The following is a 12,808-nucleotide window of genomic DNA, read 5'->3' on the forward strand; positions in this document are numbered from 1 at the left end:
CCGCGCGGCCACGGGCGTTCGCGCACCCGCGCCGCCTTTGCGCGGTCCCTCCCGTGCCTCCGGCGCCGGCCGTGACCTTCGCGGATCGCACGCCGTACCGGCGGCCCCCGCAGGGCCGCCTCCCGCAGGGTTGGCCCGTGCCCGCTCCCGGGCCCGGTCCCGTGTGCCGTACCGATGGCCCCCGGGGGCGCCGCTTCACCGGGGGAGGTCCGCCGCCCGCGTTCCCGGTCGGGGGTTCCGGTACCCGGACGGGTTCAAACCGCGTCGGGTGCGCCCCGGAAGGTGCGCCGGTAGGCGCTGGGGGACACCCCCAGCGCGGCGTGCATGTGCTGGCGCAGCGACGCCGCCGTGCCGAAGCCGGCCTCGTGCGCGACCCCGTCCACCGGCAGGTCCGACTCCTCCAGCAGCTGACGGGCCCGGTCCAGGCGCTGCTGGGCGATCCACCGGCCGGGCGAGAGCCCCACCTCGTCGCGGAAACGGCGGGTGAAGGTGCGCACGCTCATGGACTCCTGGAGGGCCATCTCCCGCAGGCCCGGCTGTAGGTGCAGGTGTTCCAGGGCCCAGGCGCGCGCCCGGCCCGTCGCGGCGCGCTCCGGCGCGGGCACGGGACGGCGGATGTACTGTGCCTGGCCGCCGTCGCGGTGGGGCGGGACGACGGTACCGCGCGCCACCTCGTTGGCCACGGCGGAGCCGTGGTCGACGCGGATCATGTGCAGGCCCAGGTCGATGCCCGAGGCGACCCCGGCGGCGGTCAGCACACGCCCGTTGTCGGTGTACAGCACGTCCGGGTCCAGGTCGATGCCGGGGTACATGGCGCGGAAGTAGCCCGCCGACTTCCAGTGGGTGGTCACGCGGCACCCGTCCAGGAGCCCGGCCGCGGCGAGCACGAACGCGCCGGTGCAGATCGAGGCCACGCGCGCGGTCGGCGGGATGCGTGCGACGGCCGCGGCCAGAGCCGGTGCGAGGGGCGAGTGCGGACGTTCGCCGTAGTCCTCGTCGGCGGCGGGCAGGATCACCGTGTCCGCCTCGTCGAGGGCCTCCGGTCCGTGGGCCACGTTGATCGTGAAGTCGGTGTCGGTGCCGACCTCCCCCGGCTCCAGCGCGCAGGTGACGACCTCGTAGAGCGCCTCCCCGCCGGCGCCCCGGGCCTGGCCGAACAGGCGGTGGACGATGCCCGACTCGATGGGCAGCAGACCGTGCCGGACCAGGACGGCCACGCGGTGGCGTCCGGGACGCGAGAAGATCCTCATGGCCCGATTCTTGCGCATGTTGGCTTTCTGGACACTGTCGGGGAGGGGGCCCGCGAAGGAGGCTGGGGCCATGGTCGAGAACACCGCTTCCGTGGAGGAGCCCGCACGCACCCCGTTCCACCGCGCGTGGCCGATCGCACTGGTCTCGTGCCTGACCATCGTGGCCGCGGCGGCCTTCGCCGCGATGCCCGGGATCCTGACCGATCCCCTGCACGCCGAGTACGGGTGGTCCCGGGGAACGATCGGCACGGCGGCCTCGGTCAACATGGTCGTCCACGGTCTGATCGCCCCCTTCGCCGCCGCGCTGATGGACCGGTTCGGTATCCGCCGCGTCGCCCTGGCGGCTCTGGGGGCCGTCGTGGCGGGCGCCGGACTGACCACCGTCATGACCACCCCCTGGCAGCTCACCCTCTACTGGGGGGTGCTCATCGGCGCGGGTACCGGGTCCCTGGCGATGACGTTCGCCGCCACCGTGACCGACAACTGGTTCGTCGAACGCCGCGGGCTGGTCATCGGCGCCCTGACCGGGTCCAGCGCCTTCGGACAGATGGTGTTCCTGCCCGCTCTGGCGTGGACCGTCGAGAACCAGGGATGGCGTCCGGCCCTCGTGACCCTGGCGCTGACGGCGGGCGTGATGACCGTCCTCGTCGCCCTGGTGCTCCGTGACCACCCGGCCGACCTGGGGCAGCGCCCCTACGGCTCCCCGGTCTTCGTGGAGCGGCCCCGGGCGGACCGGGGGGCGGCGCGCCGGACCGTGGCGGTCCTGTCCTCCTCGGTGCGCGGCCGCCGGTTCTGGCTCCTGGCGGGGACCTTCGCGGTCTGCGGCGCGACTACCAACGGCATCATCTGGACCCATTTCGTGCCCGCCGCGCAGGACCACGGGATGGCTGTCACGGTCGCCGCGGCGCTGGTGTCGACGGTCGGTGTGTTCTCACTGGTGGGAACGGTCCTGTCCGGGTGGCTCACCGACCGGGTGGACCCGCGTGCGCTCCTGGTCGTCTACTACGCGGGGCGGGGCGCCCTCCTGGCCGCGCTGCCCGCGCTGCTGGGCCCGGACGCCGGGGCGGCGATGGCGGCCTTCGTCGTGGTGTTCGGTCTGCTCGACGTCGCGACGGTGCCCCCGACCATCCTGCTGTGCCGTCGGGTCTTCGGCGCGGACGGGGCCATCGTCTTCGGATGGGTCAACGCCGTCCACCAGGTCGGCGCGGGGGTGATGGCGGTCTTCGGCGGCTTCGCGCGTGACGTGGGCGGAAGCTACGGCCCGGTGTGGCTGATGGCCGCCGCCCTGTGCGCCGTCGCCGGGCTGCTGGCCTTCAACCTGCCGCGCGGCACGGGCCCCGACCTCGCGGACGAGGGGCCCGCAGTGGCGGGTGACGACGAGCGGGAGAGGGCGTGACCGGCACGAGGGACACCGGTGTGGGGGACGCTGACACCCGCGGTGGCGCCGAGAACTCCGACAACGACCACGGCGCCACCGGTTCCGGCGACGCCCGTTCGGACGGTGGCGGGTTCGGCGAGGTCCGCGCCGCCCGGAGCCCCCGGCGCCCGTCACCGCAGTTCTCCGTCGTCCTGCTGCTCCTCGCCGCCATGGTGGCCTACGTGGGGTCCTCCGGACTGGAACAGGGGCTGCGCGCGGCGCGCGGTGAGGGCGTGCCGGGTGTGTTCGCCGCGTCGAGCCTCACGTGCGTTCAGCACCCCGGGCACGAGTCGTGCGTCTGCGACGGCACCTTCACCAGCGCCGGGGGAGGGGAGCCGCGCGGGGTCTACCTGCACGCGGCCGGCCGCGACACCTGCCGGGAGGGCGCGCGGATACCTTCCGTGGACGCGGGGGCCTCCAACCGCGTCTACGGTCCCGACGGCTCCCGGGAGTGGATCCTGTCCTCGCTCATCCTCGCGGCGTGCACGGCCCTGGTCGGCGGCGTCGCGGTGAACTGGGCGCGCTACCTGAGGCGCGGACCGGCCAGGGAGTGACCGCCCCCGACGCGGACCGCCCCGGGCGGACCCGGCGGTCCGTCCGGGGCGGTGGGAGCCGGCGCCCGTACGAGGGACGGGAGGCGTACGGACACCCGACGCCTCCACACCGCGCACACCGGTACTGGGCGCGCCCCGCCCTCAGCGCCTCCAGGCCCCGGCGGCCCCGGCCCGGCGGACGTACTCGGCGAAGTCCGAGGCCGGGCGGCCCAGCGCCTTCTCCACCCCGTCGGCGGGCTCGGCGTTGCGGCCGTCCAGGATCTCGCCGAACAGCTCGGTCAGACCCCGGGCCACCTCCCCGGGCAGCCCCGCGGCGACCGCCCCGGCGACGAACTCCTCCGGCGGGACCCGGCGGCAGGCGACGGGATACCCGGCGGCCCCGCCGATCAGGCGGGTGGCCTCGGTGAACGTCAGTGCCCGGGGCCCGGTCAGCTCGTACAGCTCACCGGCGTGCCCGTCCTCCGTCAGCGCCCGGGCGGCGATCTCCGCGACGTCGTCGAGGTCCACGAACGGCTCGGGCACGTCCGGCACCGGCAGGGCCACGGTGCCCTCCAGGACCGGCCCGAGCAGGAAGCTCTCGGAGAAGTCCTGCGCGAAGACCGAGCAGCGCAGCACGGTCAGGTCGGGGAACACGCCGCGCACGGCGCGCTCCGCGCGCTCGGCCCCCTCCTCGCCCCGGCCCGACAGCAGCACCGCGCGCCGGACACCGCTCCGGGCGGCACGGGAGGCGAACGCGGCGACGGCCTCGTCGGCCCCGGGAAAGGCCAGGTCGGGGTGGTAGCACAGGTAGACGGAGGTGACCCCCTCCAGGACGGCGTCCCAGGTGGCGGGTTCGTGCCAGTCGAAGCGGGGCCGACCGGAGCGGGAGCCGACCCGGACGTCGGCGCCGCGCTCGCGCAGCAGGTGGGTGACGCGGCGGCCGGTCATGCCGGTGCCGCCGGTGACGAGGACGTGTTGTGTGGTCATGTCCCCCAGTCCACCAGCCAGGGGTCGGACGGAACATAGCCAGAACGCTGGTGTGCATAAGCGTTCGTCTGAGTCCGGCGCGGTCCCCGCTGTCCTCGGACGCGGCCCCCTCGGAGGAGCCCGCGCGGGCGGCGGCCGATCCCTGAGCGCCCCGTCCGCGTCACTAGGGTGAGGTCATGGACCCCCTCGTGCACCTCCTGGACGGACCACGCGCGCGCGGCGCCTTCACCCTGCGCACCGTCATGAGCCCGCCCTGGGGCATCGACATCCGCGACGAGGCCGCGCTCACCCTGGTCGTGGTCACCTCCGGCCGCGCCTGGGTGGCGGCGCGCGGGGAGGAGGCCGAGGCCGGTCCCGGCGACCTGGTGCTCGTGCGCGGCCCGGAGCCCTACGTGATCGCCGACAGCCCGGGCCGGGAACCCACCGTCACCGCCCTGCCGGGTGCGCGGTGCGTGGCCCGCGACGGCGCGGAGGTCCACGTGTCCATGAGCCACGGCGTCGGCACCTGGGGGAACGACCCCGACGGCACCGACACCATGGTCGTGGGCGCCTACCTGGACGACAGCGAGGTCGGCCGCCTCGCCCTGGCCGCGCTGCCGTCGCTGGCGGTGCTCCCCGAGGGCCGGGTCGACCCCGCGCTGGTGGAACTGCTCGCCCGCGAGATCACCACCGGCCACGTCGCCCAGACCAGCCTCAACGACCGGCTCCTGGACTGCCTGCTGGTGATGGCGGTGCGCGCCTGGCTGGAGGACAACCCCGACAGCGCGCCCAACTGGCTCACCGCCCGCAGCGACCCCGTCGTCGCGCGGGCGCTGGAACTGGTCCACGAGCGCGTCGCCGACCCCTGGACCCTGGAGTCCCTGGCGGGGGAGTGCGCGGTCTCCCGCGCCACCCTGGCCGCGCGCTTCCAGCGGGCCGTGGGCAGCCCTCCGATGACCTACCTGCGCACCTGGCGGCTGACGGTGGCCTGCGACCTGCTCACCGCCAGCCCGGGGCTGGGCCTGGAGGCCGTGGCCGCCCGGGTGGGCTACGGTAGCGCGTTCGCGTTCAGCTCCGCGTTCAAGAACCACACGGGCGCGAGCCCGTCCGCGTACCGGGCCGCCCGGGCCGAACGCGTGCCGCAGGAGGCCTGACGCGGTCCCGAGCCACGTGGTTGGGTAGGCGTTCCCGAGACCCGGGGACCAGGGCACGGCGGAAGGGGGCGCGATGACCGACAGGACCCAGGCGTTCGACCAGCTCAGCGAGGGTTATCGCCGTTTCCGGCCGGGATACCCCCGTTCCCTGCTCGACCGGTTGCGCGCCCACGTCCTCGCCGGTGAGCGGAGTCCCCGGCCCGGGCCCCGGCTCCTGCTCGACGTCGGCGCGGGGACGGGCATCTCCACCCGCGCCCTGCGCCACGTCTTCGGTCCGGGTCCCCGTGTGGTCGGCGTCGAGCCGGGGCGTTCCATGCGGGCCACCGCCGCCGGGGAACCCGACGGGGCCGAGTACGTGGACGGCCGTGCCGAGGAGGTCCCCTTCCCCGACGCGTCGGCCTCCCTCGTGCTGGCCGCGCAGGCCGTCCACTGGTTCGACCGGCCCGCCTTCTACGCCGAGGCCGCGCGCCTGCTCCTGCCCGGCGGCACCGTCGCGGTCCTCAACAACGACCGCGACTGGACGGCCAGTGCGTTCGTCGACGCCCACGAGAGCCTGATGGAGGAGTACGGCGACGACTACCGGCGCGACTACCGCGCCTACGACACCGCCGCCGAGATGGAAGCCCGGGACGGCCTTTCCAACGCCACCGGGTTCACCACCGCCTGGACGCGCGAACTCGACACCGCAGGCTTCGTCGGGAGCGCCCTTTCCTCCAGCAGGATGGCCGCCGTGGTCCGCAACATCGGCGAGGAGCGCACCCGGGCCGCCCTCACCGGGCTCGTCGACGCGCACTTCCCCGACGGGAACGTGCGCGTCCCCTACGTCACGCGGCTCCACCTGGCCCGCAGAACGCCGTAGCCGCACGCCGGTGCCCGTTCGGTCGCGGGTCCCCGGGGTCCTCGCGCCGGGCGCCCAGCTCGTCGTCGGCGAGCATGGCGACGATCGCCGCCACGTCCTCGGCGCGGGCCCGGTCGATGGTGATTCCCACGGCCAAGGGTGCTCCGTACGTCGTCAGGCGTTCCGGCGCCGCCGGACGCGGTCGATGGGGCCCCGCCCCGAGCGGTTCCGAGAGAGGGGCGCCCGGCCGCTCGGAATGCTTCCCCTCCTCGCGAACGGGTCGGCCCGGCGCGGGGGTCACGGGAGCAGCAGCGCGGCCACGGCTTCGAGGTCCGCCACCACGGTGGTCGCGTGCGCGAGATCCTCCGTGCCGGTCGTGGAGGCCACGGCCACCACGGGCATGCCCGCGTCCAGTCCGGAGCGGACCCCGCTCACCGAGTCCTCCACCACCACGCACCGCGCGGGGGCGACCCCCAGGCGCTCGGCGCCCAGCAGGTACGGGGCCGGATGGGGTTTGCCCGCGGTCACCTGGTCGGCGGTCACCAGCACGCGGGGGAGGGGCAGCCCCGCCGTCGCGATCCGCGAACGCGCGATCCGGTCGCTCCCGGACGTGACGATCGCCCAGGGGCGTCCGCGCGCGTCGAGTTCGGTCAGGAGTGCGCGCGCGCCGGGCACGCCCCGGACGCCGTCCCCGGCGGCGGCCTCGTGGTCCTCGATCCGCGGCGCCTCGGTCAGCGGGTCCAGGTGCGGGGCGAAGAGGCGGACCAGGTCCACGTCGGTCCGCCCGTGGTGGTGTTCGAGCACCGCGCCGACGTCCACGCCGCGCTCCACGGCCCACGCGGTCAGCCCCGCGCGGATGCTCGCGGTGGAGTCCACCAGCACGCCGTCCAGGTCGAACAGCACGGTCGCCTCGTCGTAGCCGCCCACGTCACTCCTTCGTCCGTGCCTCCTCGGGAACTCCAGGGTGCCACCCGCGACCGCCGGGGGCGTCGGCGCAGGCACCCCGCCGGACCTTCGGGAGGCGGTGAACGAAGCGATCCGGCACGGCGTCCGGCCCTCCTCCGCCCGTCCGAGGAGGACACGCCGCGGGTGCGCCACCACGGGTATGTCAATTACAGTTGACCCATGGACGCCGAACAGCTGACCTCCCTCGCCCGCACCACCGGAGCCGACGACCCGCTGGTGGGTCTGGACGCCACCGTCCGGATGCGCAGGGAGATGGAGCGGGTCGAGGCCGTCCTCGTCCGCCGCGCCCGCAACCGGGGCTCCACCTGGGCCGAGATCGCCCGGGTGCTCGGCGTGTCCAAGCAGGCCATCCACAAGAAGTACGGCGGCCGGGGGCTCTTCGGCGCGCAGGAGTAGGAACGCCGCACCGGCCCTCCGCCGCCGGTCGGCGCGGCGCCGTCGCTCGGCCCGGTGCCCCCTGTCAGAGCAGTGCCGCCGTGAACCGCTCCATCCGGCCGCCGAAGCCCTCCGCGTCGCCGAACCACACCGCCACCGCGTCCGCCCCGGCGGCGGTCAGCTCCCGGAACAGCCCGACGGCGCGTTCGAACTCCTCCTCGCCCCCGGACCAGGCGATCCGCGTTCCCGCGCGCACCGGCCGCGAGGTCAGTTCCCGCAGCCGGTTCCGGGCCTCCACGAACCCCGCCGTGTCCAGTCCCACGCCCTGCCACACGTCGGCCCACTCAGCGGCCCGCCGCAGCGCCCGCTCGGACGCGCCGCCCACCATCACGGGCACGCGCCGCGCCGGACGGGGGGCGAACACCCCGCGCTCGTAGGAGTGGAAGCGCCCCTCGAACGGCCCCTCGCCCTCGAACAGGTGCCGCAGCAGCCGCAGCGTCTCGTCGGTCCGGGCGCCGCGCGTGGCGAAGTCCGACCCGACGGCCTCGAACTCCTCGCGCGACCAGCCGGTCCCCACGCCCAGGACGAAGCGCCCCTCGGACAGGGCGTCCAGGGTCGCCACCTGCTTCGCCAGGACGAACGGGTCGCGCATCGGCGCCACCAGCACCGACGTGCCCAGCCGGATCCGCCGGGTCCGGGCCGCCAGGTGGGCCAGGGTCACCAGCGGCTCGTACACGCCGCCGAAGGTGCGGCCGTACGGCGCGGGCGGCAGCAGGTGGTCGGGCAGCCACACCGCGTCCACACCCAGCTCCTCGGCGCGAACGCCCAGGTCGACGAGGGTTCCCGGGGACATCCGCGCGGACTCGTCGGGCAGGACCACCTGGAGGGTGGTTCCCGTGATCGGTTCGGTCAACTCGCTCATAGGGGCGACGGTAGACCCTGCCACCGGTGCGAGGGCCGGGGACGGGCCAGGTGTCCCCGTACCGTCCTCGTCGGGGAGCCGGGGCGCCGGGGGCCTACCGGGGCGAGGGCAGGGACACCTCGACCAGCACCGCTCTGTGGTCGGTGCCGACCACCTCCACCACCTCCAGGCCGTCGACCCCCATCCGGGGGTGCACCAGCACGTGGTCGATGGCCAGGCCCGGCGCCGCCCGCCCCGCCGGCCACGTGGGCTCCAGCCCCTCGCCCAGGACCGCGGCCGAGCTGAGGTACCCCGCGTCCAGGACCTCGCGCAGCGCCGCGTGGTCGAGCGTGGCGTTGAAGTCCCCGGCCAGGATCCGCATCGTGTCCGGGTCGCCCGCCTCGGCCAGGTCCTCCAGCTCCCCGCGCCAGGAGTCGGTGTACGCGGGGGACAGCGGCGGCGGGACGTGCACCGACGTCACCTCCAGCACGTCGTCCTCCCCGTCCCCGTCGCCGTCCTCGGGCAGCCGCACGACGGCGGTCGGCATCGCGAACGTGTCCCGGCCAGGCTCCCCGCCGCCGGTGTCGGTGAGCGGGAAGGCCGAGTGGACGGTGCTCCCGTGCACGCCCCGGGGGTCGGAGCGGTCGACCGCGTACGGCAGCAGGTCGTCCAGCCCGGCGGCGGACAGTTCGCTCACCAGGCCGGGGGTGACCTCCTGGAGCGTGAGCACGTCCACCTCCCGGTCGCGCACCAGCGACACCACCCGCGCCGCGTCGGCACCGCCGCCGAGCATGTTCAGGGTCATGATCCGCACGACCGGACCACCCGCAGAGGTCACGCCGAACGGCACCGCGCGGGGCACGACCACGGCGGCCAGCGCCAACGTCACCGCGGTCAGGACCGCCATGGACCCCCAGCGCCGCAGCAGTCCGGCCGCCACCGCCGCCAGCGGAGCGGCGGCCAGCGCGTAGGGCGTGAAGGCCAGCGCGGGCACCAGGGGCCAGCCCCGTTCCAGGCCCAGGACCCGCAGCAGGGCGAACACCGCGAACCCCGCGGCGGCCAGCGCGACCAGGACGGTCACCGCGGGGGAGCGGCCCGGGGGCCCGGAGCCCCCGTCGTCCGCCGCTTCCGTGCCGCTGTCCGGTACCTGTACGCGTTCCATCGCCGTCCTCCCCGGAGCGGACGCCGCCGCCCGCCCTTCACGGGGTCAGGACTACACCACCGCGGCGCGGGTTCGGGGCAGCCGCGGCACCCGAGCCCGATGGCGCCGAGACCCCGGGCGGCTCCTTCAGCAGGCGCGGGCGGCCGACACCAGGCGCCGGTGCACCTCCTCCAGGCACGGGTTGTCCGCCACCCCCGGGCGCCGTACCAGGTACAGCGTGGTGACCGGCGGCTCCTCCGGGGCCTGGAGCGCCACCAGGCGGCCCTCGGCCAGCGCCTCCCGGCACAGGTGGCGCGGCAGCACCGTCACCCCCGCCCCCGCCGTGACGGCCGACACCACCCCGCGCAGGTCGGGCACGGTGACCGCGGGCGCACACGTCAGACGCACCCCGAACACCTGCCGCCAGTAGCGGCGCAGGACCGACAGCTCGTCGTCGTGGGCCACCAGCGGGACCGCGCACAGCGCGGAGGCGCCTTGGCGCAGGAGCCGGTCGCGGCCGATCCGGTCCGCCCACACCGGCGACGCCACAAGCACGAACTCCTCGTCGGCGAGGGGTTCGGCGACCAGGGTCCGCCCGCGCGGCCGCACCGCGGACACCACCAGGTCGTGCCGGTCCCGGCGCAACTCCTCCAGCAGTTCCTCGGCCGGACCGGTGCGCACGCGCAGTCGCAGGCCGCCCTGCACCAGGGGCGCGAGCACGGGCAGCACCAGCGCGTGCAGCGCCTCGGCGGGACCCGCCACGCGCAGCGGCGCGGGCGACGCGGACGCGCCGTCCCCGCCGCGTCCGGCCACCACCTCCAGGGCGTCCAGGGGCTCGGCCACGCGCGCGGCCAGGTCGTTGGCCTCGGCGGTCGGAGCCACGCCCCGGGGCAGCCGCTCGAACAGGGGGTGTCCGAGCCGCCGCTCCAGGGAACGGATTTGAGTGGTGACCGTGGGCTGCGACAGCCGCAGCAGCTGCGCGGCGGCGGTGAAGGACCCCGACCGGTGTACCGCCAGGAAGGTCCTCAACTGCTGCAGATCGAGCGGTCCGCCGGCCCGCGGGTCGGCCGCCGTGCCCGAACCATTGACATTCCTATAGCTCACCTCGCCGATTTTATTGGTCGGTGAATGGATAGTCGGACTAGTGTCTGTTCGGTCCGCGGGTCACCGCGCCGACACCCAGCGAAGTCACGGAGGTCACGCCATGTCCGTCACCAGCAGGGAGGTCCACCTGGTGGCCCGTCCCGTCGGCGAGCCCGAGCCCGCCGACTTCTCCCTCGTGGAGACCACCGTCGCCGACCCCGGACCCGGACAGGTCCTGGTGCGCAACGACTGGATGTCCGTGGATCCGTACATGCGGGGCCGCATGAACGACGCCAAGTCCTACGTCCCCCCGTTCCGGATCGGTGAGCCGATGGACGGCGGCGCTGTGGGCGTGGTCACCGCCTCCGGCAGCGACGACGTCCCCGTGGGCACCACCGTCCTGCACGGGGCCGGATGGCGCGAGTACGCGCTGCTGCCCGCGGAGTCCGTGCGCGCGGTGGACGCCTCCCTGGCGCCCGCCGAGGCCTACCTCGGCGTGCTGGGCATGGTCGGCCTCACCGCCTACGCGGGCCTGACCGAGATCGCTCCGGTGCGCGAGGGCGACGTGGTGTTCGTCTCCGGCGCCGCGGGAGCGGTCGGATCCGCCGCCGGCCAGATCGCCCGTCAGCTGGGCGCGTCCCGGGTGGTCGGTTCCGCGGGCGGTCCGGAGAAGAAGCGCCGCCTCCTGGAGGACTTCGGCTTCGACGCCGCCATCGACTACCGCGAGGGCCGCCTGGAGGAGCAGCTCGCCGAGGCCGCGCCCGAGGGGATCGACGTCTACTTCGACAACGTCGGCGGCGACCACCTCAGGGCCGCCATCGCCGCGATGCGCAACCACGGCCGGATCGCCCTGTGCGGCGCGATCTCGCAGTACAACGCCACCGAGCCCGAGCCCGGTCCCGACAACCTCTTCCTGGCCGTCGGCAAGCGCCTCACCCTGCGCGGGTTCATCGTCGGCGACCACGGCCACCTGATGAAGGAGTACGCCGAGCGCGCCTCCGAGTGGATCGTCGACGGCAGGCTGCGCACCGAGCAGACCGTCGTCGACGGCATCGACAACGCCGTGCGGGCCTTCCTCGGCATGATGCGGGGCGCCAACACGGGCAAGATGCTGGTCCACCTCACACCCTGAACCGCTTGCCTGGAGTGCACTCCAGGTGGCCACCATGGGGGAGCACCCCACGAGCAACAACGAGTCCGCCACGACGGAAGGGCGCTCATGCAGTACGTCACGCTGAACAACGGCCTCACCATGCCCCAACTCGGGTTCGGCGTCTGGCAGGTTCCCGACGACGAGGCCCGGGCCGCGGTCGCGACCGCCCTGGAGACCGGGTACCGCAGCATCGACACCGCCAGGATCTACGACAACGAGCGGGGCACGGGCCGGGCCCTGGCCGAGTCGGGCATCGCCCGCGAGGAGCTGTTCGTCACCACCAAGCTGTGGAACGACGAGCAGGGCTACGACAGCACCCTCAAGGCCTTCGACGCCAGCCTGGACCGCCTCGGCCTGGACTACGTGGACCTGTACCTGATCCACTGGCCCTGCCCCAGGCAGGACGCCTACGTCGAGAGCTGGAAGGCGATGGAGCGCATCCACGCCGAGGGCCGCGCCAGGTCCGTCGGCGTGTCCAACTTCACCGAGCAGACCCTGGACCGCCTGGTCGCGGAGACCGACGTCGTCCCCGTGCTCAACCAGATCGAGCTGCACCCCTACTTCTCGCAGGAGGCAATGCGGGCCGTCAACGCCCGCCACGGCCTCCTCACCGAGGCCTGGAGCCCGCTGGGCCAGGGCAAGGGGCTGCTGGAGGACCCGGAGCTGACCGCCCTGGGCGAGAAGCACGGCAGGTCCGCGGCGCAGGTCGTGCTGCGCTGGCACCTCCAGCTCGGCAACGTCGTGATCCCCAAGTCGGTGACCCCGTCCCGTATCCGCGAGAACTTCGACGTGTTCGGCTTCGAGCTGTCCGCCGAGGACATGGACCGGGTCTCGGCTCTCGACCGGGGCGGCCGGATCGGCTCGGACCCCGCCACGGTCGGCTGACCGGCGTGTTCCCGGGCCGGCGCCCGGTCCGGGAACACCCCCGCGGGGACGGGGGAGCGCGGCCGGACACGGCCGAGAATGGGCGGACGAAAGCCCTCAGAGCAGGGCGAACGGCTCAACAGGGGACACCCCGTGCCGTGTGCGGA

Annotated in this window: 14 protein-coding genes; 7 read left to right on the forward strand and 7 right to left on the reverse strand. The window is 74.7% G+C overall.

The genetic code is table 11. From position 1 onward, the window contains the following. Positions 1-254: 254 nt before the first annotated feature. Positions 255-1,250: a GlxA family transcriptional regulator gene (locus KGD83_RS07460; RefSeq protein WP_212643132.1), complete on the reverse strand. Its 996-nt coding sequence runs from the start codon at positions 1,248-1,250 to the stop codon at positions 255-257. Positions 1,251-1,320: 70 nt separating this feature from the next. On the opposite strand from KGD83_RS07460, the gene KGD83_RS07465 reads away from it, so the two are divergent. Further along, entirely contained in the window at positions 1,321-2,646 is a 1,326-nt protein-coding gene (locus tag KGD83_RS07465) for an MFS transporter (RefSeq protein WP_212643133.1), read from the forward strand. Continuing rightward, positions 2,643-3,221, forward strand: a complete 579-nt coding sequence (locus KGD83_RS07470) for a hypothetical protein (RefSeq protein WP_249352196.1) — start codon at positions 2,643-2,645, stop codon at positions 3,219-3,221. Before KGD83_RS07465 ends, KGD83_RS07470 begins: the two co-directional genes overlap by 4 nt. 141 nt (positions 3,222-3,362) lie before the next feature. On the opposite strand, the gene KGD83_RS07475 is transcribed toward KGD83_RS07470, so the two are convergent. Continuing rightward, positions 3,363-4,187 carry an NAD-dependent epimerase/dehydratase family protein gene (locus KGD83_RS07475; RefSeq protein WP_212643134.1) on the reverse strand — a complete coding sequence of 275 codons (825 nt, stop codon included), beginning with the start codon at positions 4,185-4,187 and terminating at the stop codon, positions 3,363-3,365. A 176-nt stretch (positions 4,188-4,363) separates the two neighbouring features. Between KGD83_RS07475 and KGD83_RS07480 the strand changes: the two genes are divergently transcribed. Both KGD83_RS07480 and KGD83_RS07485 read left to right on the forward strand, forming a co-directional pair. After that, complete coding sequence (locus KGD83_RS07480) at positions 4,364-5,320, forward strand: AraC family transcriptional regulator (protein ID WP_212643135.1); 957 nt, start codon at positions 4,364-4,366, stop codon at positions 5,318-5,320. 73 nt (positions 5,321-5,393) lie between these two features. After that, positions 5,394-6,179, forward strand: coding sequence for a class I SAM-dependent methyltransferase (locus KGD83_RS07485; protein ID WP_212643136.1), 786 nt, complete (start codon positions 5,394-5,396; stop codon positions 6,177-6,179). Here the strand turns inward: KGD83_RS07485 and KGD83_RS07490 are convergent. Together KGD83_RS07490 and KGD83_RS07495 are read right to left on the reverse strand one after the other, a co-directional pair. Beyond that, positions 6,145-6,315 (reverse strand): hypothetical protein, encoded by a 171-nt coding sequence (locus KGD83_RS07490; RefSeq protein ID WP_249352198.1) that lies wholly within the window; start codon positions 6,313-6,315, stop codon positions 6,145-6,147. The genes KGD83_RS07485 and KGD83_RS07490 overlap by 35 nt on opposite strands. Before the next feature lie 140 nt (positions 6,316-6,455). Next, positions 6,456-7,085, reverse strand: a complete 630-nt coding sequence (locus tag KGD83_RS07495) for an HAD-IA family hydrolase (RefSeq protein ID WP_212643137.1) — start codon at positions 7,083-7,085, stop codon at positions 6,456-6,458. A 198-nt stretch (positions 7,086-7,283) separates the two neighbouring features. Between KGD83_RS07495 and KGD83_RS07500 the strand changes: the two genes are divergently transcribed. After that, the gene (locus tag KGD83_RS07500) at positions 7,284-7,520 is read left to right on the forward strand and encodes a hypothetical protein (protein ID WP_212643138.1); all 237 of its coding nucleotides are present in this window, start codon (positions 7,284-7,286) and stop codon (positions 7,518-7,520) included. Positions 7,521-7,584: 64 nt separating this feature from the next. Here KGD83_RS07500 and KGD83_RS07505 read toward each other — a convergent pair whose 3' ends face one another. The 3 genes from KGD83_RS07505 to KGD83_RS07515 form a co-directional block, all read right to left on the reverse strand. Continuing rightward, positions 7,585-8,421: a TIGR03619 family F420-dependent LLM class oxidoreductase gene (locus tag KGD83_RS07505; RefSeq protein ID WP_212643139.1), complete on the reverse strand. Its 837-nt coding sequence runs from the start codon at positions 8,419-8,421 to the stop codon at positions 7,585-7,587. 94 nt (positions 8,422-8,515) lie between these two features. After that, positions 8,516-9,562: an endonuclease/exonuclease/phosphatase family protein gene (locus tag KGD83_RS07510; protein WP_212643140.1), complete on the reverse strand. Its 1,047-nt coding sequence runs from the start codon at positions 9,560-9,562 to the stop codon at positions 8,516-8,518. A gap of 126 nt (positions 9,563-9,688) precedes the next feature. After that, the gene (locus KGD83_RS07515; RefSeq protein ID WP_249352200.1) at positions 9,689-10,645 is read right to left on the reverse strand and encodes a LysR family transcriptional regulator; all 957 of its coding nucleotides are present in this window, start codon (positions 10,643-10,645) and stop codon (positions 9,689-9,691) included. 100 nt (positions 10,646-10,745) lie between these two features. On the opposite strand from KGD83_RS07515, the gene KGD83_RS07520 reads away from it, so the two are divergent. Then, on the forward strand, positions 10,746-11,756 hold the full coding sequence (locus KGD83_RS07520) for an NADP-dependent oxidoreductase (protein WP_212643141.1): 1,011 nt from the start codon (positions 10,746-10,748) through the stop codon (positions 11,754-11,756). Positions 11,757-11,843: 87 nt separating this feature from the next. Further along, on the forward strand, positions 11,844-12,662 hold the full coding sequence (locus KGD83_RS07525; protein WP_212643142.1) for an aldo/keto reductase: 819 nt from the start codon (positions 11,844-11,846) through the stop codon (positions 12,660-12,662). Positions 12,663-12,808: the final 146 nt, after the last annotated feature.

Origin of the sequence: Nocardiopsis akebiae, from assembly GCF_018316795.1 — a bacterium.
Lineage (GTDB): Bacteria > Actinomycetota > Actinomycetes > Streptosporangiales > Streptosporangiaceae > Nocardiopsis > Nocardiopsis dassonvillei.

Bases quoted from the DNA above. Each gene is read 5' to 3' on its own strand.
- KGD83_RS07510 (WP_212643140.1), bottom strand. From the start codon at position 9,562: ATGGAACGCGTACAGGTACCGGACAGCGGCACGGAAGCGGCGGACGAC.
- KGD83_RS07480 (WP_212643135.1), top strand. From the start codon at position 4,364: ATGGACCCCCTCGTGCACCTCCTGGACGGACCACGCGCGCGCGGCGCC.
- KGD83_RS07500 (WP_212643138.1), top strand. From the start codon at position 7,284: ATGGACGCCGAACAGCTGACCTCCCTCGCCCGCACCACCGGAGCCGAC.
- KGD83_RS07475 (WP_212643134.1), bottom strand. From the start codon at position 4,187: ATGACCACACAACACGTCCTCGTCACCGGCGGCACCGGCATGACCGGC.
- KGD83_RS07460 (WP_212643132.1), bottom strand. From the start codon at position 1,250: ATGAGGATCTTCTCGCGTCCCGGACGCCACCGCGTGGCCGTCCTGGTC.
- KGD83_RS07505 (WP_212643139.1), bottom strand. From the start codon at position 8,421: ATGAGCGAGTTGACCGAACCGATCACGGGAACCACCCTCCAGGTGGTC.
- KGD83_RS07525 (WP_212643142.1), top strand. From the start codon at position 11,844: ATGCAGTACGTCACGCTGAACAACGGCCTCACCATGCCCCAACTCGGG.
- KGD83_RS07520 (WP_212643141.1), top strand. From the start codon at position 10,746: ATGTCCGTCACCAGCAGGGAGGTCCACCTGGTGGCCCGTCCCGTCGGC.
- KGD83_RS07485 (WP_212643136.1), top strand. From the start codon at position 5,394: ATGACCGACAGGACCCAGGCGTTCGACCAGCTCAGCGAGGGTTATCGC.
- KGD83_RS07465 (WP_212643133.1), top strand. From the start codon at position 1,321: ATGGTCGAGAACACCGCTTCCGTGGAGGAGCCCGCACGCACCCCGTTC.